Source organism: Clostridioides sp. ZZV15-6388 (genome assembly GCF_020657755.1).
GTDB lineage: Bacteria > Bacillota > Clostridia > Peptostreptococcales > Peptostreptococcaceae > Clostridioides.
In genome coordinates this window covers 21,852-45,762 of sequence record NZ_JAGWCU010000013.1, presented here as the reverse complement: position 1 = coordinate 45,762, position 23,911 = coordinate 21,852, and the positions used below count along the sequence as shown (strand labels likewise).

The 23,911-nt window shown below is 29.1% G+C and carries 21 protein-coding genes; all 21 read left to right on the top strand.

Annotation, left to right across the window (positions count from 1 at the left end):
• Positions 1-13 precede the first annotated feature (13 nt).
• The 21 genes from pth to KGF48_RS09965 all read left to right on the top strand — a co-directional run bounded on the left by pth (position 14) and on the right by KGF48_RS09965 (position 23,885).
• Positions 14-574: an aminoacyl-tRNA hydrolase gene (pth, locus tag KGF48_RS10065; RefSeq protein ID WP_227839019.1), complete on the top strand. Its 561-nt coding sequence runs from the start codon at positions 14-16 to the stop codon at positions 572-574.
• A 16-nt stretch (positions 575-590) separates the two neighbouring features.
• Complete coding sequence (mfd, locus tag KGF48_RS10060) at positions 591-3,977, top strand: transcription-repair coupling factor (protein ID WP_227868011.1); 3,387 nt, start codon at positions 591-593, stop codon at positions 3,975-3,977.
• 30 nt (positions 3,978-4,007) lie between these two features.
• A complete protein-coding gene (locus KGF48_RS10055) occupies positions 4,008-5,003 on the top strand; it encodes a peptidylprolyl isomerase (RefSeq protein WP_227868010.1) in 996 nt (331 codons plus the stop codon).
• Positions 5,004-5,126: 123 nt separating this feature from the next.
• On the top strand, positions 5,127-5,666 hold the full coding sequence (locus tag KGF48_RS10050) for a stage V sporulation T C-terminal domain-containing protein (RefSeq protein ID WP_227436300.1): 540 nt from the start codon (positions 5,127-5,129) through the stop codon (positions 5,664-5,666).
• A 119-nt stretch (positions 5,667-5,785) separates the two neighbouring features.
• Positions 5,786-7,399 carry a polysaccharide biosynthesis protein gene (locus tag KGF48_RS10045; RefSeq protein ID WP_227839021.1) on the top strand — a complete coding sequence of 538 codons (1,614 nt, stop codon included), beginning with the start codon at positions 5,786-5,788 and terminating at the stop codon, positions 7,397-7,399.
• Between the two features lie 106 nt (positions 7,400-7,505).
• On the top strand, positions 7,506-8,954 hold the full coding sequence (gene mazG / locus KGF48_RS10040) for a nucleoside triphosphate pyrophosphohydrolase (protein ID WP_227839022.1): 1,449 nt from the start codon (positions 7,506-7,508) through the stop codon (positions 8,952-8,954).
• Positions 8,955-9,042: 88 nt separating this feature from the next.
• A complete protein-coding gene (locus KGF48_RS10035) occupies positions 9,043-9,321 on the top strand; it encodes an HU family DNA-binding protein (protein WP_227436295.1) in 279 nt (92 codons plus the stop codon).
• A gap of 71 nt (positions 9,322-9,392) precedes the next feature.
• Positions 9,393-9,635: an RNA-binding S4 domain-containing protein gene (locus KGF48_RS10030; RefSeq protein WP_227436285.1), complete on the top strand. Its 243-nt coding sequence runs from the start codon at positions 9,393-9,395 to the stop codon at positions 9,633-9,635.
• Positions 9,636-9,696: 61 nt separating this feature from the next.
• Entirely contained in the window at positions 9,697-9,951 is a 255-nt protein-coding gene (locus tag KGF48_RS10025) for a YabP/YqfC family sporulation protein (RefSeq protein ID WP_003421411.1), read from the top strand.
• Positions 9,952-10,482 (top strand): spore cortex biosynthesis protein YabQ, encoded by a 531-nt coding sequence (gene yabQ, locus KGF48_RS10020; RefSeq protein ID WP_227829095.1) that lies wholly within the window; start codon positions 9,952-9,954, stop codon positions 10,480-10,482. It begins immediately after the preceding gene.
• A gap of 5 nt (positions 10,483-10,487) precedes the next feature.
• Entirely contained in the window at positions 10,488-10,772 is a 285-nt protein-coding gene (locus KGF48_RS10015) for an FtsB family cell division protein (protein ID WP_227436281.1), read from the top strand.
• A gap of 112 nt (positions 10,773-10,884) precedes the next feature.
• Complete coding sequence (locus tag KGF48_RS10010) at positions 10,885-11,805, top strand: Ppx/GppA phosphatase family protein (RefSeq protein ID WP_227856999.1); 921 nt, start codon at positions 10,885-10,887, stop codon at positions 11,803-11,805.
• An 89-nt stretch (positions 11,806-11,894) separates the two neighbouring features.
• Positions 11,895-14,267 (top strand): stage II sporulation protein E, encoded by a 2,373-nt coding sequence (gene spoIIE, locus KGF48_RS10005; protein WP_227868009.1) that lies wholly within the window; start codon positions 11,895-11,897, stop codon positions 14,265-14,267.
• Positions 14,268-14,617: 350 nt separating this feature from the next.
• Positions 14,618-16,507 (top strand): oligoendopeptidase F, encoded by a 1,890-nt coding sequence (gene pepF / locus KGF48_RS10000; protein ID WP_227868008.1) that lies wholly within the window; start codon positions 14,618-14,620, stop codon positions 16,505-16,507.
• A gap of 117 nt (positions 16,508-16,624) precedes the next feature.
• Positions 16,625-17,590: a UTP--glucose-1-phosphate uridylyltransferase GalU gene (galU, locus tag KGF48_RS09995; protein WP_227839024.1), complete on the top strand. Its 966-nt coding sequence runs from the start codon at positions 16,625-16,627 to the stop codon at positions 17,588-17,590.
• A gap of 499 nt (positions 17,591-18,089) precedes the next feature.
• Entirely contained in the window at positions 18,090-19,709 is a 1,620-nt protein-coding gene (rho, locus tag KGF48_RS09990) for a transcription termination factor Rho (protein ID WP_227829090.1), read from the top strand.
• Between the two features lie 151 nt (positions 19,710-19,860).
• On the top strand, positions 19,861-20,061 hold the full coding sequence (rpmE, locus tag KGF48_RS09985) for a 50S ribosomal protein L31 (RefSeq protein ID WP_003421397.1): 201 nt from the start codon (positions 19,861-19,863) through the stop codon (positions 20,059-20,061).
• A 144-nt stretch (positions 20,062-20,205) separates the two neighbouring features.
• Positions 20,206-21,099 carry a DUF1385 domain-containing protein gene (locus KGF48_RS09980; protein WP_227868007.1) on the top strand — a complete coding sequence of 298 codons (894 nt, stop codon included), beginning with the start codon at positions 20,206-20,208 and terminating at the stop codon, positions 21,097-21,099.
• Between the two features lie 17 nt (positions 21,100-21,116).
• Positions 21,117-21,968, top strand: coding sequence for a peptide chain release factor N(5)-glutamine methyltransferase (gene prmC / locus KGF48_RS09975; RefSeq protein WP_227868006.1), 852 nt, complete (start codon positions 21,117-21,119; stop codon positions 21,966-21,968).
• A gap of 43 nt (positions 21,969-22,011) precedes the next feature.
• On the top strand, positions 22,012-23,076 hold the full coding sequence (prfA, locus tag KGF48_RS09970) for a peptide chain release factor 1 (protein WP_227829087.1): 1,065 nt from the start codon (positions 22,012-22,014) through the stop codon (positions 23,074-23,076).
• Positions 23,077-23,204: 128 nt separating this feature from the next.
• A complete protein-coding gene (locus KGF48_RS09965) occupies positions 23,205-23,885 on the top strand; it encodes a ZIP family metal transporter (RefSeq protein WP_227829086.1) in 681 nt (226 codons plus the stop codon).
• Positions 23,886-23,911 lie beyond the last annotated feature (26 nt).

Genomic DNA, 23,911 nt, shown 5'->3' with positions numbered 1-23,911 from the left:
CAGGAGGTAAAAAATGTACGTAGTAGTAGGGTTAGGAAATCCAGGAAAAAAATACGAAAAGACTAGACATAACGTTGGATTTGATGTCATAGATATTCTTGCAAAAGAATACAACATTAGTGTTACTAAAATAAAACACAAAGCTTTAATTGGCGAAGGTAGAGTAGGTACTGAAAAAGTATTACTAGTAAAACCACAAACTTATATGAATTTAAGTGGAGAAACATTAATAGATATATATAAATATTATAAGGTAGATTTAAATACTATAGTAGTAGTGTATGATGATATAGATTTAGATGTTGGAAAGATACGCATAAGAAAAAAAGGAAGTGGTGGTACTCATAATGGAATGAAATCTATAACGAAGTGTTTAGGTTCAAATGATTTCCCAAGAGTAAGAGTAGGTGTATCTAAGCCAGAAGTTGGCCAAGACTTAGCAGATTTTGTACTTTCTAGATTTAGAAAAGAAGAATCTGATAATATAAATGAAGCACTAGAAAAAGCGGCGTGTGCTGTTGACTCAATAATAAGAGAAAATATAGACATGTCTATGAATAAATACAATGGATAGTGAGAGGGAGATTTAAATGAATGATGTTTTTTTATATCCTTTGCAGAACTCAAAAGAGTATAAAGATATAATAAACTGCATAAAAAATACAAAAGGCTCATCATTGGTTAATGGACTTTTGCCAGTACAAAAACCTCATATATCATATTCTATGTTTAATGATTTGTCACGACAAATGATTTTTATCACAAGTAGTGATTTAGAAGCAAAAAAAGTATATGAAGATTTAAATTTTTATGTTGGGGATAAAGTCGAATATTTAGGATTTCAAGATATTTACTTTTATCATTTAGATGCAAAGGACAGAAACGAAGAAGCAAAAAAATTAAAGGTATTATTAAAACTAGCAAAGAAAGAAAAAATAATTTTAGTAACTTCTATTGAAGCAGTTTTAAGAAAATATATACCAAAACAAGTTTTACTTGATAGTGTATCTCATTACAAAGTGGGGGATAGTTTAGATTTAGAAAAATTAACTGAGAAGTTAGTTTCCTTAGGATATGAAAGAGTTTCAAAAATAGAGGGGTTTGGTCAATTTAGTATAAGAGGTGGAATTATTGACGTATTCTCACTTGAGTATACAAATCCGATTCGTATGGAATTATTTGATGATGAGATAGATTCCATACGAACTTTTGACGTATTTTCTCAAAAATCAATTGATAAGTTACAACAGTTCTCTATAACTCCTTCAAGAGAATTTATTTATCCAGAAAAAACTACAGATGCATTAGTTAGGTTAAAAAAGGAAACAACTAAAAATACTGATGAAGGAACCTTTCAAAATATAGAATATATATCAAGTAAGACTTATTTTGAAGGTGTAGAAAACTATATAGATTATATCTATCCAGAAGAAAACAAAAGTATATTTACTTATCTAGCAGATGATGCAATAGTATTTATCAATGATATAACAAGACTTAAGGAAAGATGTGAAAATTACTTAAATGAGTTTAGAGAAAATTACAAACTAAACCTTGAAAGAGGTTTGGCTGTTAAAAATCAAGGAAAACTATTATACCATTATACAGATTTGGAGTACCTAGTAAAAGACAAGTCTGTGGTCTTGAATTCACTATTACCAAAGTCTATAAATAACTTTTCTGTAAAATCCATAATAAATTTTGAAAGTAGAGAAGTACCTACATTTAATGGAAAAGTAGACTTACTTGTAGAAGAATTAAATCGGCTGAAATACAATGGTTATAAAATAATTTTGGCTACAAATACATTGGAAAGAGCAAATAAATTAGGAAAAGATTTATTGGATAAAGGCTTAGAAACGACTGTTTCTAAAGATAGAGATATTGAAATTAAATCTTCTCAAATTGTAATTGTACCTGCACATATAAATAGTGGTTTTCAGTATAAATCTATAAAATTTGTTGTTATAACAGATAATGAAATGATAGGTGTTTATAAAAGAGCCTCTAAGACTAGTAATAAAAAAGCCAAAAAAGGAAAGAAGATAGAGTCATTTTTAGATTTAAGCGTTGGAGATTATGTAGTACATGAAAATAGTGGTGTAGGTAGATACACAGGAATTGAACAGATTACAGTTAATGCAATCAAAAAAGATTACATGAAAATAGTTTACCAAGGTGGAGATAATTTATATGTACCAATAGACCAGATGGATAAAGTACAAAAATATATTGGTGCAGAGGTAGAAAAAGTTAAGTTAAATAAGCTTGGAACCAATGAGTGGACAAAGGCAAAGGCAAAAGTCAAAAAAGAAATTGAAGATATGACAAAAGACTTAATTGAACTCTATGCAAAACGTGAAAAGATACAAGGGTATAAGTTTTCAAAAGATACACCTTGGCAGGCAGAGTTTGAATCATTGTTTCCATATCAAGAAACAGAAGACCAATTAAAAGCAATAGAGGAAACTAAAAAGGATATGGAATCAAGTAAAGTAATGGATAGACTTGTCTGTGGAGACGTTGGCTATGGGAAAACAGAAGTAGCAATTAGAAGCATTTTTAAGGCATGTATGGACCAAAAACAGGTTGCAGTATTAGTTCCAACAACAATACTGGCTCAACAACATTACAATACATTTAAAGAAAGGTTTGAAAATTATCCTTTGAGAGTGGAAGTTTTAAGTAGATTCAAGACTCCAAAACAACAAAAGCAGATTATTGAAGATGCTAAAAAAGGGTTAGTAGATATTCTAATTGGTACTCATAGAATAATATCTAAAGATATAAATTTACCAAACTTGGGTCTTGTAGTTATTGATGAGGAGCAAAGATTTGGTGTAAAGCACAAAGAAGCCTTAAAGAAAATTAAATCTACAGTAGATGTGCTTACACTTTCAGCAACTCCTATACCAAGAACTCTACATATGTCTTTAAGTGGGATAAGAGATATGAGTGTTATAGAAGAACCCCCACAAGAAAGACATCCTGTAATAACATATGTTACTGAGAGTAAGGAAAGCGTAATTCAAGATGAAATAGAAAGAGAATTAAGTAGAGGTGGACAGGTATTCTTTGTATACAATCGAGTTGAGCATATTGAAGAAATGGCAAGTATGATTCAAAAGCTTGTCCCAGATGCTAGAGTAGCTGTTGCACATGGAAGAATGACCTCTAAATCACTAGAAAATATAATCTTAGGATTTTTAAATAAAGACTATGATGTGCTAGTATGTACTACAATAATAGAAACAGGTATGGATATATCCAATGCAAATACTATGATTATATACGATGCAGATAAAATGGGATTAGCTCAGTTATATCAGTTAAGAGGTAGGGTTGGAAGAAGTTCCAGACAAGGATATGCCTATCTCATGTATGAAAAAGATAAGACTTTAAGTGAAATAGCAGAAAAAAGATTAAAGGCTATTAGGGAATTTACAGAATTTGGCTCAGGTTTTAAAATAGCGATGAGAGACCTTGAAATCAGAGGGGCTGGAAATATTTTAGGTTCTCAACAACATGGTCATATGGCAGTTATAGGTTATGATTTATATGTCAAAATGCTTAATGATGCAATTAAAAAGGTTAAAGGTGAGCCTATTGTTGAAGAAATTGATGTTGAAATAGATTTAAGTGTAAATGCATATATTCCAGACAATTATATTAAGGATGAATTGATTAAGATTGAAATGTATAAGAAAATTGCTTCTATTGAAAATAGGGAAGATATGTTGGATATACAAGAAGAACTTGAAGATAGATTCTCTGATATACCTAAACCAGTACAAACACTACTTACAATAGCTTATATAAAATCGTTGTGTAAGATATTAAAAATAGAAAAAATTAGACAAGTAAAAGATGAAATATTATTAGTTCCAATAACAAAGTATAGAACTAAACAAAAAATAGGTTATAATATAGTTACAGAATTAGAAGAACTGTTAGAAAAAATGTGCAAGGTCAAATAACTTGTAAATTTAAGAAGGGATGTTTTAAATTTGAAAAAAGTAATAACGTTAGTAATAGCTATGATAGTTGTAGTATCAATAACAGCTTGTAGTGCAAGCACAGATGGAACTGTAGCAACAGTAAACGGTACAAAAATATCATCAGATGAATTTAAAAAAACTATAGCTCTTTATAAAGATTCTATGGAACAAACTTACGGAAAAGATATCTGGGACAAAGAAGTTGAAAAAGGAGTAAAGTATAAGGACAAGTTTAAAGACTTAATTCTTGAACAACTTATAACTACAGAAGTTATATATTCACAAGCTAAAAAAGATAACTTACTTCCTAAAAAAGAAGATGTTGAAAAAAGTTTTAAAGATTTAAAAGATGCTATGAGTAAAGATGAAAAATATAAAGAGCAACTTGAAAAATTAGGTATAGATGATACATTTTTAAAAGACCAACAAGAAAAAGATTTAGCTATGCAAAACTATCAAGCTAATTTTACTAAAGAAACTAAAATATCAGATGAAGAAATGAAAAAATACTATGATACACATAAAGATGAATTCAAAAAAGATGAGGTAGAAGCTTCTCATATTTTATTAAAAACAGTAGATGACAACAATAAACCACTTTCAGAAGAGAAAAAGGCAGAAGCTAAGAAAAAAGCTGAAGAAGCCCTTAAAGAAGTTAAATCAGGTGAAGATTTTGCAAAGGTTGCAAAGAAATATTCACAAGATGCTTCAGCAAGTGATGGTGGTAAATTAGGATTCTTCTCAAGAGGTCAAATGGTCGCTGAATTTGAAGAAGCAGCATTTTCTATGAAAAAGGGTGAAATATCTAACTTAGTTGAAACTCAATATGGATACCATATAATCAAAGTAACAGATAAAGTAAATGAACAAACACCATTTGAAGATTCTAAAGAAACTATAAAAGATCAATTATTAAAAAACAAATATCAAGAGAAAATAGAAAAATTAACTAAAGAAGCTAAAGTAGAAAAAGATGAAAAAGTAATAAATACAATCACAATCTAAAAACTAAAAAAATAGTAATATGCTTAAAAAAGCTATATCTGGAGAAGATATAGCTTTTTTTGTATATTTTTCTTAACAATGGTAAAAATAAACTTAAAGTAATTTATGGAGGGATTAAAAAATATGAAAGCAACAGGTATAGTTAGAAGAATAGATGATCTTGGAAGGGTAGTTATCCCAAAGGAGATAAGAAAGACATTAAGAATTAGAGAAGGAGATCCTTTAGAGATATTCACAGCAAAAGATGGAGAAGTCATACTTAAAAAATACTCTCCAATAGGAGAATTAAATGAATTCTCCCAAGAATATGCTGAAACATTAGCAGAAGTATTAGGATATGGTGTATTAATAACCGATTTAGATTCTATAATAGCTGTATCTAAACTTCCTAAAAAAGATTATAAAGAAAAAAGTATAAGTGATGAGTTAGAAGCAATAATAAGTGAAAGAACAGTAAAGTACTCAAAAGATAAAAATATTTTACCTTTATTTAAAGAAGACCAAAAGGAATATATTAGTCAAGTTATTATGCCTATAATTAGTGCATCTGGTGACTGTATAGGTTCTATTGTAGTTGTTTCAAAAGATAAAGATACAATTGCAGAAAGTGAAGAAAAATCTTTAAAAATAGCTGCTAACTTTTTAGGAAAACAAGTTCAATAATTTTATCATAAAGACCTTTTACGTGAAGGTCTTTTGAAGTTTTTGTTTAAAATATTGAATATAGCATTAAAAATATGGTATATTAAAGTTTGTTATATAAACAGTATGGAGGTTATGTTATGAACAATAACAAAAACAAAGACTCCTTTTTAAAAGGAGCCCTTATACTTGGGCTAGCAGGTGTAATCGTAAAAATAATGGGTGGATTTTTTAGAATTCCCCTTGGGAACATGATTGGTTCAGAAGGAATGGGATACTATCAGGCGGCTTATCCTGTGTACACTCTATTTTTAACATTAGCTACTGCTGGATTCCCAACAGCTGTGGCAAAATTGGTTTCGGAAAAAGTTGCTATTGGAAATTATAAAGGTGCAAATAAGATATTTAAAGTATCGCATACAGTTTTATTTATAACTGGTATAATATCATTTTGTATATTGTTTTTTGGAGCCGACTACATAGTAACAAACATAATGAAAAATCCTGGTGCATTGTACTCTATGAAAGCTATTGCTCCAGCTTTATTATTTGTTCCAGCGATGTCAGCATATAGAGGCTATTTTCAAGGTAGACAAGACATGACTAAGATTGCTGTGTCTCAAGTTGCAGAGCAATTTTTTAGAGTTGTATTAGGTCTTACTTTGGCCTACCTACTTATGAAAAGTTTTGGGCAAACTTTAGGAGCAGCAGGTGCTATATCAGGAGCTACAATAGGTTCAGTAGCATCTATGGTTTATCTGATGTTTGCTTATATGTTAGGAAGAAGAGAACGTAGAGCTGAGATAGATGCGAGTCAAAGGTTCAAGGATGAACAAGTTTCTTATATCTTTAAAAAGCTTTTAACAGTTGCTATTCCGATAACAATAGGTGCATCAGTAATGCCACTTGTAAATATGATAGATAATGTTATTGTAATAAGAAGACTTATGGAAGCAGGCTTTACATATAAAGTAGCAAATTCAATGTTTGGTCAATTGACAGGTATGGCAATGGCAACAATAAATTTACCAGCCGTTATAACAACTGCAATGAGTATGAGCTTAGTTCCAGCTATTTCTAAAGCATATGCATTAGGTAATAAATCAAAGGCTAGAAAAGATACTAAAAGTGCTGTTAAGGTGACTTTACTTATAGTATTACCTTGTGCGTTTGGTATGGCATCATTAGCGATACCAATAATGGGTCTTTTATTTCCACATGAGCCATCATCTGTAGGAACTATCTTGTTTACTCTTACTCCATGTGTACTGTTCCTAGGATTAATACAAACATTAACAGGTATAATTCAAGGAATGGGAAAACCAATAGTTCCCGTAATTGCTCTATGTGTGGGTATGTTATGTAAGATTGTTATAAGTTACACATTGACAGGTATACCAGATATCAATGTATTAGGTTCAGCTTTTGGAACAGTTACAGCATACTTTGTGGCAGCTATGATTAACTTATTATATGTTAAAAAATATATGAATGTAAAATTTCCTAAGAAGGAATTTATAATAAAACCATTTATAACAGTTATGACAATGTTTATAATGGTTAAGTTGAGTTATGGTGCTTTAGTTGGATTATTGGGCAATAGTCTATCTACAATAATCGCAATAGGTGTTGGTGGGATTGTGTATGTAGTAGTTATTCTTGGAATAGGCGGAATTAAAAAAGAAGAGATATTAACTATGCCAAAAGGTGATAAATTATATAAATTGTTAAAAAAAGTTAAACTTATAAGATAATATAGGAATATATATGCAAATAAAGGAAATACTATACAAATAGTAAAGCTCCTTATTTGTATAATAATACAAAAATAAAGTGAAATTTGCTAATGGGAGTGATGTTATGGGTAAGATAAGTATTGTAGGGCTTGGACCAGGAGACTATTCTCTTATAAGCCAAGGTGTACTGGAATCTTTAAAAAACAGCCCTAGAGTCTTTTTTAGAACAGAGAAACATCCAATAATTGATAAACTTAAAGAAACTATACAATACACTTCTTTAGATTACTTTTATGAAAATGAGGAAAACTTTGAGAGTGTTTACTTAAAAATATCTGAATTTATTATAGAAGAATCTACAAAAGGTGATTTAGTATATGCGGTTCCTGGTCATCCAAGGGTCGCAGAAAAGACTGTAAGTATAATAGAGAGACTTGCCGATGAAAAGCACATAAAAGTGGAGATAGTACCTTCTATGAGCTTTGTAGACGCTATGTTTAACTATTTAGCTATAGACCCATCTGATGGATTTAAATTGATAGATGCCTTTGAGATAGAAAACTCATACATAGATTTAGATACAAGTATGATAATAACTCAAGTGTATGATAAATTTATAGCATCAAATGTAAAGTTAAAACTTATGGAATATTATGATTATAATCAAGAAGTATGTATAGTAAATGGAGCAGGTGTCAAAGATTTAGAAAGTAAAAAGTTTATAAAATTATGTGAATTAGACAGAAATGAAAACTTTTTTGACTATTTAACTAGCTTATATATACCCAAAAGTTCTAAAAAGATGTATAATACAGTACATGACTTAGAAATAATAGTTAATACATTAAGAAGTCCATCTGGATGTGAATGGGATAAAAAACAAACACATCAATCATTAAAAAATTCTGTTATAGAGGAAGCATATGAACTTTGTAATGCAATTGATAATAATGATATAGATGAAATGGTAGAAGAGCTAGGAGATGTTCTTTTACAAGTTATATTCCATTGTCAGATAGGTAATGAGGAAGGCTACTTTGATTTAAAAGAAGTGGTAAATGGTATATGCAAAAAATTAATTCATAGACATCCTCATATATTTAATGGTGTAAAACTAGATATGTCTAAGTTTGAAAAAACTTGGGAAGAGTTAAAGAAAGAAGAAAAAGGCGAAAGCACTGTAACAGATGGCCTTAGAAGAATACCAAAACATTTACCAGCTCTTATGAAGGCTAGTAAAGTTCAACATAAAGCAGCTCTTGTTGGCTTTGATTGGGACAATGTAGAAGATGTATTTAAAAAAATTGAAGAAGAATATCAGGAATTACTTGACGAACACAGGGTCGGGAATATAAAATACATAAAGGAAGAACTAGGCGATTTATTATTTTCGATAGTAAATCTAGCTAGATTTTTAGACATAGACTCAGGAGAAGCCTTGAACTGTACTACAGATAAATTCATAAATAGATTTGAGTTTGTAGAAAAAAGTGCAATGAATTTAAATAGAAAATTAGAAGACATGACACTTGAAGAGATGGATGAATTTTGGAATCAGGCTAAAAAACAATAAAATTGTGGAAGGAAATTTGTCAAAAATCTAGAACTTTTATCAGAAAGATAGGAGTCTATATTATAAACATTTTTAGGAGGTAAATATCGTGAATAAAGCTGAATTAGTATCAAAGATGGCAGAAAAAAGTGGATTAACAAAGAAGGAAGCAGAGGCTGCGTTAAACGCATTTATGAGTTCTGTTCAAGATGCACTAGTAAATAATGAAAAAGTTCAATTAGTTGGATTTGGAACATTTGAGACAAGAGAAAGAGCTGCTAGACAAGGAAGAAATCCAAGAGATCCAGAGCAAATTATAGATATACCAGCTTCTAAAGCACCAGTTTTCAAAGCTGGAAAAGGATTAAAGGATACAATAAATGGATAATTAGAAATCTTGTGAAAAAGTGTGGATAAATTTACCACACTTTTTCTATAGAGCTAAGGAAGGTGATAATTATGAGATTAGATAAGTTTTTAAAAGTATCTAGGATTATAAAGAGAAGAACTGTTGCTAAAGATGCATGTGATAAAGGAATTGTCACTATAAATGGAAAAGTCGCTAAATCTTCTTCAGAAGTGAATATTGGAGATACACTAGAAATACAATTTGGAGAGAAGAAGATGAAGTTTAAGATAAATGAAGTAAGAGAGCATGTATTAAAAAATGATGCAAAAGAAATGTACGAAATTTTAGAATAAAATTAATAGTCCTCTAGTATATTAATAGTAGTATTAGTGAAATATTTACTGGGGGGATATTATGGAACAGAACATAACTTTGAAAGATAGATCAAAGCTGGTTATTTCAGGAGTCGAGCACATATATTCTTTTAATGATAAAAGAGTAGAGCTTAAAACTTCTGTAGGCGAGATGGTGATTGAAGGCGAAAACCTAGATATGAGCAAGCTAAGTATAGACGAAAATATAATTAGCATAGATGGAACTATAAATTCTATGGTATATGCAAAGCCTAAAAAGCCACAAGAAAGTTTTTTGAAAAAGGTATTTAGATAGATGATACCTTTTACTCAAGATGTAAGTATTTTCTACGCTACTATTTATGGTGGAATACTCATAGGAGTGTTGTTTGATTTTTATAGAGGCCTGAGAGGGAGTTTTAAATTCATCAATTATTTTGCAATAATTTTTGATGTATTGTTTTGGTTTCTAGCAACCATTATAATATTTATAACAATAAACCTTACAGAGTTTTTTAATTTAAGATATTACCATTTTGTGGCTTTGTTTATTGGTTTTATTTTATACTATAACACCATAAGTAAAATTGTTTTATCAATTATCAATAAAATAATTCGTTTTGTGAGGAATTCTTTTAAAAAAGTTACACACTACATAGTCAGTTTTTTAAACAATTTGTATTACGTTATAATCTATTCACTACACCTACTATTTGATATTATATTTTATATACCAAACATATTTATGGCAACAAAAAAAAGTATAAAGAGAAAATCAAATAAAAAATCAAAAAACAAGAAAAAATCAAAATCTAAGAAAAAAACTAAAACTAAAAAAAGGGTGTAGGAAAAATGAACTTAAGAAAAAAATTTTCAGGACAAATTATTGTTATCAGTTTATTTTTAGGAATATCAATTTTTAGTATAATGACAGGATTTGTATTTGAGTACGAAAAAGCTAAAGAATATAAAACAGAAATAGCAAGTCTAAATAAACAATTAAAAAAGACTGAAATACAAATAAACAGCTTAAAGAAAGATGAAAAATCATATGAAGGAGACTTAGAAGAAATAGCTAGAAAAAGGTTAAACATGGTAAAGCCTAATGAAACCGTTTATGTAGATATAAATCGCTGATTAAAACTGGCTAATAAGTCTACAAGAATATTGATTTTAAAATTTAAGATTAAATAAAAAAGTCATTCAGTTTAAGGATGACTTTTTATTTTGATTAAGGAGGAATTTTATAATGAAAATAGGAGCTATTGATATTGGGACAAACTCAATGAGATTGTTGATAGTAGATTATGTAGATGGAAAACTTATAAATAGAAAAAAATTTGTTAATACAACTAGAATTGGGCAAGGCGTAGATAGCGAAGGATATATAAAGGAAGATGCGATTCAAAGAAATATAAAAGCATTAAAAGAATTCTCTGACAAGTGTAATGATGAAAAATGTGAAAATATTTATTGCATGGGGACATCTGCCCTTAGAGATAGTAAAAATGGAGATTACTTTGTTAAACTAGCAAAAGAAGAAGTTGGTATAGATGTTGATATAGTTACGGGTATAGAAGAATCAAATTTGGGCTTTAAAGGTGTTTTAGAAGGTATACAAGAGGATAATGATATTATTGTTATAGATATTGGAGGAGGTTCAACAGAGTTTATTGTAGGTGATTCAGATGGAATTAAATTTAATAAAAGTGAAAATGTAGGAGCTCTTAGAATGACAGAGAAATTTTTAAAACACGATATCATTGAAAATGAAGAGTTTGAAGCTATGAGTTCATTTATATATAATGAAATTAGTGAGACTTTAAATTACATAAAAGAAAAGGGATTAAAAACTCTTATAGGTATAGGAGGTACAATCACATCATTGTCAGCAATGAATCAAGAATTAGAAATTTACTCTATGGAAAAAATACATAACAGTAAAATATGCAAAAAAGAAATAGAAGAAATTCTACAAAAATTAATAAAGATGACATTAAGTGATAAAAAGAACTTAAAAGGGCTACAAGAAAAACGTGCGGATATTATAACTGCTGGTGTAAAAATATTGAATATAATAATGGAAAAATTAGAAATAGAAGAAATAACCGTAAGTGAATACGATAATTTGGAAGGCCTAATATGTCAAAAGTCAAAAAAAATGTATTAATATTTTTTGATATTTGGAACCGATTATGACAAAAAAAATTACTCCTCTTTGTTACAATTCTTAATATAAACAAAAGAGGAGGTTTTTTTATGCAAAGAAGTGTAGCAGTTGTAAAGAACAAAACTGTAAAACCAAATGTCATAAAATTAATAAGCGGATATATTGATTTTACTACGGCGGCATTCGCCGTAATGGGATTTTTACTTAGTAGGTCTATTATAGTAGACTCTGTAGCTCCTTTAGGAATTGCCTTTTTTATATGTGCATCAAAGATTGATAAGTATAAGATACCTGTATTTATATCAACATTAATAGGAATATTGTTATCATTCAATGATTTTGGAAATGTAGCAAAATATGCTGTGTGCCTTACAATATTTATGGCATTAAATAAGAAACTAAAACTATTAGATTCAATTGCCAAAATGGCGTTTATAGGTGCAGTAGTATTACTTCCAATTTCCATGGGACAAGCTTTCTTTTCAGATAGGTGTGTATATAATCTGCTTGTTGCAGGTGTAGAAGCAATAATAATGTTTATATCTATATATGTATTTTCTTATGGTATAGGTTTAATGGCCAATGTCAACAATAGGATGTCTGTACGGACAGAAGAAGCCATATCAATAAGTTTACTGCTAACCTTTAGTATAATGGGGATAGGAGATATATCTTTGTTTGGAATATCGATAAGGACCATTTTGTCAACTGTATTGATATTACTGACCTCAATAGTAGGTGGAGCTACTATGGGAGCATCTAGTGGTGTAATTATTGGTGTGGCATCTATTTTAAATAATATGACATCAGCTATTTATATGGGTATATATTCTTTTTCAGGATTAATAAGTGGTGCATTTAATAAGATAAACAAATATTTCTGTATATTAGGATATATTCTAAGTTGGACAATAATATACCTATATACTTCTGGTATTACTTCAAACATGATGCAACTAAGAGATATATTGTTAGGGTGTTTGATAGTGCTTGTGTTGCCAGAAAGATTATTCAATAAGATTGAAAAATTAATAAAAAGTAATGTAGCTTCAAATGAAATTGTATACGATTATATTATGAGAAGCAAAAACTTAACGAATAGTCGATTAAATAGTATATATAAAACTTATGATGACCTTGCAGATACATTTGATAAGATAAGAGAAAAGGATAAAGTGTTAGACCAAAGAGACATAGCGAATGTAATAGATATGATTCATAATGATGAATGTAAAAGTTGTAGTATGAGAAGAATGTGTTGGGAATCAAGATTTAATCATACATACACTATGATATATAATATTCTTGAAAAAATTGAAGAGAAAGGAGAATTAAGTGTAAACGATATACCTAAAAATTTTAGAAAGGAATGTATGAAGCCAGAATCAATAGTGAAAATATCAAATCACTATTATAAAATGTTTGTATTAGATTATGATTGGAGTGTGAAGTTTTCAGAAAGTAGAAAATTAATAGCAAACCAGATAAGAAGTATTTCAAAATCAATTAAATCGCTGTCTCAGGACTTAGAGGGCGATATAATGTTGGATATAGAGAAAGAAAAAAATATATATGAACAATTAGAGAGATATGATATAACTGTTGATAAAGTAAGTTACTTAACAAAGAGTAACAGCGAATTTGAAATATCAATAGAAAAGAAGACTTGTAACGATGGTTGCATGTGTGAAAATAAAATTGTAGATATAATTTCAGACCTAGTAGGAGAGAATATGTCTGTTAGAAAAATAGGATGTCACTGTTTAGGAGGTAAATGTAAAGCAACATTTGTTAAGTCTCAAAAATATAAGGCTGTTACAGAAGTTTCAGCAATGTCTAGGGATGGACATATCCTTTGTGGAGATAATTACACATATATGGAGATAAATGATGGTAAATATATGATGGCTATAAGCGACGGTATGGGAAAGGGTAAAAAAGCTTATGAAGAGTCTTCTGCTACTATTGATATACTAGAAAAAATGATAGATGCAAAGATTAAAGATGAAATAGTCATAGATACTATAAATAATATGTTGTTATTAAAGTCTTCAGAAGAAATGTTTTCAACTCTCGATTTAGGTATTTTAGATTTAAAACGAGGTTGTTTAGAAACTATAAAGATGGGAGCATGTTCTACCTATATAAAAAGAGAGGATGGAGAAGTTGATTTAATATCATCATCATCTTTACCTGTTGGTATATTATCAGATGTAAAGATTGATAGAAAAAATGTAAAAGTTAAGGAAGGTGACTATGTTATAATGGTTTCTGATGGAATTGTAGATGCAGGAAGAAATAACAATTTAGGCGATAATTGGTTAATATATTTCTTAAAAAACATAGAAACTACTAATCCAAAGGAAATTTCAAATTTAATATTAGATAGAGCATTGGAGTTACAAGCGTTACAAATCGAAGATGACATGACTGTTCTAGTTACAAAAATATGTACAAAATAAAATTTATAAATTTCTGTGTATAATATGTGGATAACTTGTGTATAATATGTTAATAGACTTTTGAAAAAAGTAAAGTTATTAACAAAAAAAACGTATAAATCAACAAAATTTGTTGATAAGTATGGCATAAATGTTAATAAAATGTAAAAAAAGAAAAAATAAAAGCTATTATCAAAAGAGATTCATGTTGAAATAACTAAATTTCTAAGCAAGTAAAGCCTGTGAATATGTTGATTATTATGTGGATAACTATTAATTCGATATTTATTTATATAGTATGAATAATTGAATAATATATCTAAAAAAAGCCATCCTATTATTAAGTAAACTTATTGAAAGGATGGCTTTTTATGAATAGGAAATTGTGCAAAGCAATAATACCTTTATTTATCTCTATTTTTTGCATGTTAATAATAAGTATAAAAGCTGACCAAGGATATCAAGAAAATAATGATAGAGCAATTACTGTCATGAATAATGATACTGAAGATGATGCTGAAAAAAAACAAGAAATAGATTATGAAAAAACATGTTGGAATTTACAGTCTCTATTTAAAAGTGATGACCAATGGAAAAAAGAACTTAAGAGTTTTAATAAAGATACAAAAGAACTTAAAAATTACATAGGTAAAGTTACAAAGTCACCAACGCATTTGTCTTTTGCGTTAGATATCAAAGAGAAACTTGATATAAGATTAAATAAACTTTCTGCCTATGTAAAATTAAAACAAGATACTAATAAAAATTCATATAAATATTTAGATATGAGTGATAGTATGGGTAAATCTTATGGAGACTATATGGGGATTTGCTCAGATTTAGAGTTAGAGATATTAAAATTATCAAATAGAGATTATAAGAAGATTATTTCAAATAAAAATATAAATAGAAAATATGGTGTATATTTAAGAGATATAAGAAGAAATAAAGTACATTATTTGGATGATAAATCAGAAGATATTCTAAGTAAAGTGTCTTCAATAAGTAGTCTTCCAAGTCAAGTATATGAATTATTTAGAAATATGGATAGAAAAACTAATCTGACACCAGCTCAATATGCAAGTGAATTGGAATCTCCAGATAGAGAAAATAGAAAAAAAGCTTATCAAGATGAACTCATTACTTATAATGATAATATAAATACAATTGCGGGCTTGATTACTGGCCAAGTTAAAAAGAATATATTTTATTCTCAGGAAAGAGGTTATGAGTCGTCTTTAGAAATGTATTTAGAATCTGATAATGTAGATGAAAAAGTATACAATAATTTAATAAGAACTGTAAACAGTAATATGGATAGTTTACACAAATATATAGACTTAAGAAAAAAAGTCTTAAAGTTGGATAAGGTTCACTCATATGATATGTCTGTACCTATAGTTAAAGCTGTTGATAGTAATATCAACTATGAAAAGGCACAAAGTATAGTATATTCAGCATTATCACCTTTGGGAAAAGAATACAATGATGTGGTATACAAAGCGTTTAATGAAAAATGGATAGATGTTTATTCACATGAAAATAAAGTAAGTGGTGGATATTGCTTATCTGTCTATGAAAATCATCCATATATACTTTTAAATTATAATAATTCATTAGGCTCAGTTTCAACTTTATCACATGAATTAGGTCATGCTGTATATGAATATTTAAGTTCTAAGAATCAAAATTATTTTAATTCAAATCCATCTATATTTACTCATGAAGTTGCGTCTACTACTAATGAGGCATTGCTTTATGAGATGCTTATAAGAGAATCTAAAAGTAATGGAGAGAAAGCCTATTATATAACACAATATCTAGACTTAATAAAGGATACTCTTTATACACAAACTATGTATGCTGAATTTGAAAAAACTATACATGAATTAGTAGAAAAAGGAAAAAGTGTAAATGCATTAGTGTTAAACGATGCTTGGGGACAACTTCTTAAGAAGTATTATGGGCAAAACTATGAATTAGACCAATTATCTAAGGTCGGATGGGCAAGAATCCCACATTTTTATAATAGTTTTTATGTCTATAAATATGCTACAGGTTGTAGTGCAGGAGTGAGTTTCGCCCAAGATATACTAAAAAATGGCTCAGATAATTATATAAATTTTCTTAAAAAAGGAAGCTCAGATTATCCAATAGACTTATTAAAAGGAAGTGGGATAAATTTAACTAATACAAAACCTATAGAAAATACAATCAAAAAATTTGACAGCTTGGTAGCAGAACTTGAAAAGCTATTATAAAAGATTTATTATAATCCACATGGAAAATATATTGAATTAATGTTAAAATATACTAAAAGTTTAAAGTCCTATTTTATAATAGGACTTTTTATCTATTAATTAGTGGGAGATGATTCTATGCAAGTTAAAGTTAAAAAAGCTGTAATACCAGCAGCAGGCTTAGGTACTAGATTTTTGCCAGCGACAAAGGCACAACCAAAAGAAATGTTACCAATAGTTGATAAACCAACTCTACAATACATAATAGAAGAGGCTGTAGCTTCAGGAATAGAGGAAATACTAATAATAACAGGCAGAAATAAAAAATCTATTGAAGACCACTTTGATAAATCTGTAGAATTAGAACTTGATTTAGAAAAAAAAGGTAAAAAAGAGTTGTTAGAAATAGTACAAAACATATCTAACATGATTAATATACATTATATAAGACAGAAAGAGCCAAAAGGACTGGGAGATGCGATTTATTGTGCTAGACACTTTATAGGTGATGAACCTTTTGCTGTAATGCTAGGAGATGACATTGTAGACAATGATGTGCCTTGTTTAAAACAATTAACAGACGCATATGAAGAGTATAGAACTACAATATTAGGTGTGCAAAAAGTGAATCCAGAAGATACTAATAAATATGGTATAATAGAAGCTAAAAATATAGAGGGCAGGGTTTATAAAGTAAAAGATATGGTAGAAAAACCAGAATCAGGAAAGGCACCTTCAAATATAGCTATTTTGGGTAGGTATATAATAACTCCTGAGATATTTGATATACTTAAGGATTTACCACCAGGTAAAGGTGGAGAAGTACAACTTACAGATGCTTTAAAAGTATTGTCTAAAAAAGAAGCCATGTATGCATATAACTTTGAGGGTAAGAGATATGATGTTGGTGATAAATTAGGATTTTTAGAAGCGACTGTCGATTTTGCTCTAAAGAAAGAAGACCTTAAGGAAGATTTTATTAAGTATTTAAGACATGTTTGTAATGAATTTGATAAAGATGTCAATGTGCTATACAATAATACAAATGAAGAAATAGATTCAGATAAGATTTGCGAAATTAAGGAGCTCGAAATTCAAAAATAATTAGGAAAGGTGATGTAGTGTGGCAAAATCAAGTCAAAAAAAGATTAATAGAATAATAGCTGTTGGGATTGTGGGTGTTCTTGTATTAACAAGTATAACAGCTGTTTTAAGTATGATTGCAGCTATGTTATAGAAATAAATAACTACTGTGGTGTACATAAATATAAAAACCATATATAACTTGATGTAGTCAAAAATTTACAGAATTCTAGTTATATATGGTTTTTAGAATTTATAAAGATAAAAAATAATTTTTATAACAGTTGCATATTTTAAGGGAAAATATTATTATAAGATATAAATATAGTGATAAATTTATAGAAGCGTGCTAAGATTGGACTTGAGATATAATAAATATAATGGATAATAATGTTTTAAATTTTATTTATTGACCATAATGTATAAATAGTGATATTATTAGACTTAACTGTTTGAATAAAACTTTTCTTTTTCATGCCTTCAATTTCCAAAAAAAGTATATATATAAATGAATATATAGATGAGGAGGATTTTTTTGATTTTAGATGATAAAGTATTAGAAGGATTGGGTAGTAAAACATTAGTTGAACTACGAGAAATAGCAAAAGAATTAAAAATAAAATCAATTACTACATATAAGAAAAATGAGCTAATTGAGATTATAAATTCTAAGAGCAAGAATGAAATAAAAACAAATGAGATAAAAGCAAATGAAGAAATTAAAGATAAAAATGAAAATATAAAAGAAGACATGAAAAATAGAAAAGAAAATATAGAGAACGAAAGCATAGAAAAAGAAGTTGAATATAAGAGCCCTGCCAAATCATATAACAAAAAAGAAATAGATAATCAGAATATTTCCCAAAGCCAAGATAACAGAAACCAAAAAAATGATTATAATAAGACATCAAATACAAATGATTACAATAAGGCATCAAATACATGTAATAGAATGGTCAGAAATAATAATAAAAACTATTATATGCCTAAACAAGTAGATGAATCTAAGATAGTAGATGAATTCAACACATCAAAGGAAGATGAAGTAGTCGGTGTACTTGAGATTTTACCAGATGGATTTGGTTTTTTAAGAGGCTCAAATTATTTATCTACTGAAGGAGATGTATATGTTTCACCATCTCAAATAAGAAGATTTAATATGAAAACAGGAGATAAGATTAAGGGTATAACTAGACATCCAAAAAGTGGAGAAAAGTTTAGAGCACTTTTATATGTTCAAAAGATAAATGATGAGAACCCTGATACAGCTATACAAAGAAATGCATTTGAGACATTGACACCAATCTTTCCAGAAGAACGACTTACACTGGAAACAAATAGAAATGAGATAGCTACAAGAATTATAGATTTAATTTCTCCTATAGGTAAAGGACAAAGAGGATTGATAGTTGCACCTCCAAAAGCTGGGAAAACAATTCTTTTAAAAAGTGTCGCAAACAGTATAGCTAAAAACCATCCAAATGTTGAACTTATAGTCCTTCTTATAGATGAAAGACCAGAGGAAGTTACTGATATGAAGGAATCTATTGAAGGAGATGTTATATATTCTACTTTTGACCAAGTATCAAGTCATCATGTTAAGGTTGCAGAAATGGTATTAAATAGAGCTCAAAGACTAGTTGAACACGGTAAAGATGTAGTAATCTTACTAGACAGTATAACTAGACTTGCAAGAGCATATAACCTTACAATATCTCCTACAGGTAGAACTTTATCTGGAGGTATTGACCCTGGTGCACTTCATGGACCTAAAAAATTCTTTGGAGCTGCCAGAAATATAAGACAAGGTGGTTCTTTGACAATACTAGGAACAGCACTAGTTGAAACTGGCTCTAGAATGGATGATGTAATTTTCGAGGAATTTAAAGGTACAGGAAATATGGAATTACACTTAGATAGAAAATTAGCTGAAAAAAGGATATTCCCTGCAATTGATATTTATAAGTCTGGGACAAGAAGAGATGACTTATTGCTTGATGATGAAGAAAAAACAGCTCTTTGGAGATTAAGAAGAGAAATGAGTAATAATTCAGTGATGGAAATTACAGATAAAGTCATTGAACTTATAAAAAGGACTAAAGACAATAAAGAATTTGTAAAATCGATAAAGAGTTTGTAAAATCAAGGAATAATTGTAAAAATAGATTATATAAAGTAATAGAAAAATCACTTGAATGGCATAATAAGTTGTGCTATAATAATGTAGTTGATAATGTAAAAAGAAAGTTAATATAATTAATTTTTTTAAATAAAGAGAAGAGGTGACTATAATGCAAAAGGAAATACAACCAAAATACAATCCAGTTGAAGTGCGTTGTGCTTGTGGGAACACATTTGTTGCTGGTTCAACTAAGGACGAAATAAAAGTTGAAATATGTTCAGAGTGCCATCCATTCTATACAGGAAAACAAAAGAACATAGAAAAAGGTGGAAGAATCGACAAATTCAAAAAAAGATTCAAAATGGACTAATTTTTATAAAAATGGAGTTGGAGGAAGCCAACTCCTATTTTATTACAAAAAAAGATTCATATTCTACTTTAAATTGTCTTTTTGTATTATAATAATAAATATGTTAAATCAAGTATTTAAAATGCAATTGAATGAGGTGAGTGGATGGGAAAACAATCTGTAGGTGGTCAAGCTGTTATTGAAGGCGTAATGATGCAATCAAAAGATAAAAGAGCTGTAGCTGTTAGAAAAAGTGACGGAGAAATAGCCTTAAAAGAAGATAGAATAAAAAGTTGGGTAAGAGATAAGAATATAGATAAGATACCTTTTATTAGAGGTTCTTTTGTTATGATAGATACAATGATTCAAGGAATAAAGAGTTTGAACTTTTCTTCAGAGTTCTTTATGGAAGAAGCTGAAGAGGATAAATTTGATTTATTTATGAAGAAGATTTTTAAAGACAAGGCAAATGATATACTTATAGTATTTTCCTTGGTTGTAGCGATGATACTTTCTGCTGGTTTATTTATTTTTATACCTACACTAGTAGGAGGGGCCTTTTCTAAGGTAATACCTAGTGATTTTATGCTCAATTTAATAGAAGGTATTATAAGGATAGTTATATTATTTGCATATATAGTATTAATTTCTAGAAGTAAGGATATAGAAAGAGTATTTCAATATCATGGTGCAGAGCATAAATCTATATATTGTTATGAAAATAATTTGGAACTTACAGTAGAAAATGCTAGAAAATTTAAAAGGCTTCATCCTAGATGTGGTACAAATTTTTTATTTATAGTTATGGCTGTATCAATAATATTGTTTGCATTTTTTGGTTGGCCAAATCCAATACTTAGGATATTTATGAGAATCATATGTGTTCCTATAGTAGCAGGATTATCTTATGAAGTAATTAGAATTCTTGGAAGATATGACAATGGATTCACTAAGATTATTGCATATCCAGGTATGATGTTGCAATACTTTACAACTAAAGAGCCTGATGATGAGCAGTTAGAAGTAGCTTTAGAAGCATTAAAGGCAGTAGTAGATTAAAGAAAAGGGTATTTATTATGACGATAAAAGATATAATTATTAAATATTCAGAGGAATTTAAAGATATAAGTGATACTCCAAGACTAGATACAGAATTGTTATTACAAAAAGCATTAGGTGATGTTGATAGATTGTATATTCACTTAAATCTAAATAAGGAATTAGATGAAGAACAGAAAACAAAATTTATAGGTTTTGCAGAAGAAAGAATAAATGGAAGACCAATAGCATATATAGTTGAAAAGAGAGAGTTTATGGGGCTAGATTTCTTTGTTAAGGAAGGAGTATTAATCCCAAGACCAGATACAGAAACTTTAGTAGAAGAAATAATTGAAATATGTAAAGATAGAAAAAATGTAAGCATACTAGATATAGGTACTGGTTCAGGTGCTATTACAGTTAGTTTAGCAAAATACATTGAAAATTCCAATGTGACATCTTTTGATATATCAGAAATAGCTCTAGAAATAGGAAAGAAAAATGCTATTATAAATGAAGTTGATGAAAAAATAGAGTACATCAAATCAGATTTATTTACAGCATTAAATGATAGTAATATAAAATTTGATATTATAGTTTCAAATCCACCATATATAAAAAAGCAAGATATAGAAACATTACACACACAAGTTAAGGATTATGAGCCATATAATGCGCTTGAGGGTGGAGAAGATGGATTGGATTTTTATAGAAAAATAACAGAACAAGGAAAGAAATATTTAAATGAATGTGGAATATTAGCATATGAAGTTGGTCATAATCAAGCTGAAGATGTAATTAATATTATGAAAAGTAATGGATATAAACAAATATATACAAAGAAGGATATACAAGGCATTGATAGAGTTGTTATAGGCTACAATATATGATATAATCAACAATTGATATGTTACATTTAATCGAGGTGAAAGTATGTTAAAAAAATTAGAGGTATTGGAAGATACATATAAAGACTTAAGTGAAAAAATAGGTGATCCTGATGTAATAAATGATCAAAAAGTTTGGCAAAAGTATATAAAAGAACATGCTGACTTAGAGCCTATTGTCATGAAATACAGAGAGTATAAAAGTGTTTTAGATAGTATAAAGGAATCAAAAGAAATTTTACAAGAAGAGTCAGACGAAGAGTTAAGAGAATTAGCAAAAATGGAGTTATCTGAAATGGAAGAAAAAGTAACTCCAATAGAAGAAGAAATAAAAATACTACTATTACCTAAAGACCCTAACGATGATAAGAACGTTATAGTTGAAATTAGAGGTGGAGCTGGAGGAGATGAAGCAGCTCTATTTGCAGGTGATTTATTTAGAATGTATTCGAGATATGCTGAGAGAAGAAGATGGAAAATAGAATTATTAAGTGCTAGTGATACTGGAGTGGGTGGATATAAAGAAGTATCTTTTATGATAAAAGGTAAAGGAGCTTACTCAAGATTAAAGTATGAGTCTGGAGTTCATAGAGTTCAAAGGATACCATCAACTGAATCTGGTGGAAGAATACACACATCAACTTCTACTGTTGCAGTATTACCAGAAGTTGAAGATGTAGAAGTTGACATAAATCCAAATGACTTAAGAATAGACGTTTTCCGTTCTTCAGGTAATGGAGGGCAAAGTGTCAATACTACTGACTCTGCTGTTAGGGTAACACACATACCTACAGGTGAAGTAGTATCTTGCCAAGATGGAAAATCACAATTAAAAAATAAAGAGCAAGCTTTAAAAATATTAAAAGCTAGACTTTACGATAAAGCATTGGCAGAACAACACAAAGATATAGCAGCAGAAAGAAAAAGCCAAGTCGGAACTGGTGACAGATCAGAAAGAATAAGAACATATAATTTCCCTCAAGGTAGAATAAGTGACCATAGAATAAATTTAACTTTATATAAGCTAGATGCATTCTTAGATGGGGATATAGATGAAATGATAGACGCTTTAATTACTGTTGACCAAACAGAAAAAATGACTGCAATATAAGGAATGTTTTAAAAGAGCTGTTTCTTTCTAGAAATTATTTTCTATTTTGAAACAGCTATTTTGCATTTTAGGTCATGTTATCATATTCTACTGTATATAATTGTTATATACAAGTACAGGAGGGTTATATGATACTAAAAGTAACGATGATTGGACTTTTGGCAGGTGTTATAGGGACAGGATTAGGGGGAGTCATATCAGCTATCTTCAAAAGAGAAGTTGATAAATACCTAAATTTCTTTATGGGATTGTCTGGCGGGATAATGTTGGCTGTAGTAGTATTTGATTTGATGAAAGAATCTATGGATAAAATGGGAGTAATCAATACAGTTATATTTACATTTGTTGGAGCTCTCATAACTATGTACATAAAAACAAGATTGGATGTATCTGGAAGCATGGCATCTGGATATCTTATATTCATAAGTATATTACTACATAATTTACCAGAAGGATTAGCTATTGGTTCTTCTTTTATGTCAACTGAAAGTTTAGGTATCACTCTTGCTATAGTAATAGGTCTACATAATATACCAGAAGGGTTAGCTATGGCATTGGGTCTGGTATGTAATAAAATGAGGATGAGTAAAGTTATTTTATTTACAATAATAGCTGGATTACCTATGGGTCTAGGAAGTTTTTTAGGTGTTTATTTTGGAGGAGTATTTACTTCTCTTATAGGTGTGTTTCTTGCTACAGCAGGAGGTACAATGATGTATGTTGTATTGGAAGAAATTTTTCCACACTCAAAAAGTGTGTATTGTATAGTTGGTTTTTTGTTAGGTACAATAATTGTAAACTATATCTAAAATTAAAATGAAAGCAGGCATACGAA

Coding starts and splice junctions, on each gene's coding strand:
- pth (WP_227839019.1), top strand. CDS start 14: ATGTACGTAGTAGTAGGGTTAGGAAATCCAGGAAAAAAATACGAAAAG.
- mfd (WP_227868011.1), top strand. CDS start 591: ATGAATGATGTTTTTTTATATCCTTTGCAGAACTCAAAAGAGTATAAA.
- KGF48_RS10050 (WP_227436300.1), top strand. CDS start 5,127: ATGAAAGCAACAGGTATAGTTAGAAGAATAGATGATCTTGGAAGGGTA.
- KGF48_RS10045 (WP_227839021.1), top strand. CDS start 5,786: ATGAACAATAACAAAAACAAAGACTCCTTTTTAAAAGGAGCCCTTATA.
- mazG (WP_227839022.1), top strand. CDS start 7,506: ATGGGTAAGATAAGTATTGTAGGGCTTGGACCAGGAGACTATTCTCTT.
- KGF48_RS10030 (WP_227436285.1), top strand. CDS start 9,393: ATGAGATTAGATAAGTTTTTAAAAGTATCTAGGATTATAAAGAGAAGA.
- KGF48_RS10025 (WP_003421411.1), top strand. CDS start 9,697: ATGGAACAGAACATAACTTTGAAAGATAGATCAAAGCTGGTTATTTCA.
- yabQ (WP_227829095.1), top strand. CDS start 9,952: ATGATACCTTTTACTCAAGATGTAAGTATTTTCTACGCTACTATTTAT.
- KGF48_RS10015 (WP_227436281.1), top strand. CDS start 10,488: ATGAACTTAAGAAAAAAATTTTCAGGACAAATTATTGTTATCAGTTTA.
- KGF48_RS10010 (WP_227856999.1), top strand. CDS start 10,885: ATGAAAATAGGAGCTATTGATATTGGGACAAACTCAATGAGATTGTTG.
- spoIIE (WP_227868009.1), top strand. CDS start 11,895: ATGCAAAGAAGTGTAGCAGTTGTAAAGAACAAAACTGTAAAACCAAAT.
- pepF (WP_227868008.1), top strand. CDS start 14,618: ATGAATAGGAAATTGTGCAAAGCAATAATACCTTTATTTATCTCTATT.
- galU (WP_227839024.1), top strand. CDS start 16,625: ATGCAAGTTAAAGTTAAAAAAGCTGTAATACCAGCAGCAGGCTTAGGT.
- rho (WP_227829090.1), top strand. CDS start 18,090: ATGAGGAGGATTTTTTTGATTTTAGATGATAAAGTATTAGAAGGATTG.
- rpmE (WP_003421397.1), top strand. CDS start 19,861: ATGCAAAAGGAAATACAACCAAAATACAATCCAGTTGAAGTGCGTTGT.
- KGF48_RS09980 (WP_227868007.1), top strand. CDS start 20,206: ATGGGAAAACAATCTGTAGGTGGTCAAGCTGTTATTGAAGGCGTAATG.
- prmC (WP_227868006.1), top strand. CDS start 21,117: ATGACGATAAAAGATATAATTATTAAATATTCAGAGGAATTTAAAGAT.
- prfA (WP_227829087.1), top strand. CDS start 22,012: ATGTTAAAAAAATTAGAGGTATTGGAAGATACATATAAAGACTTAAGT.
- KGF48_RS09965 (WP_227829086.1), top strand. CDS start 23,205: ATGATACTAAAAGTAACGATGATTGGACTTTTGGCAGGTGTTATAGGG.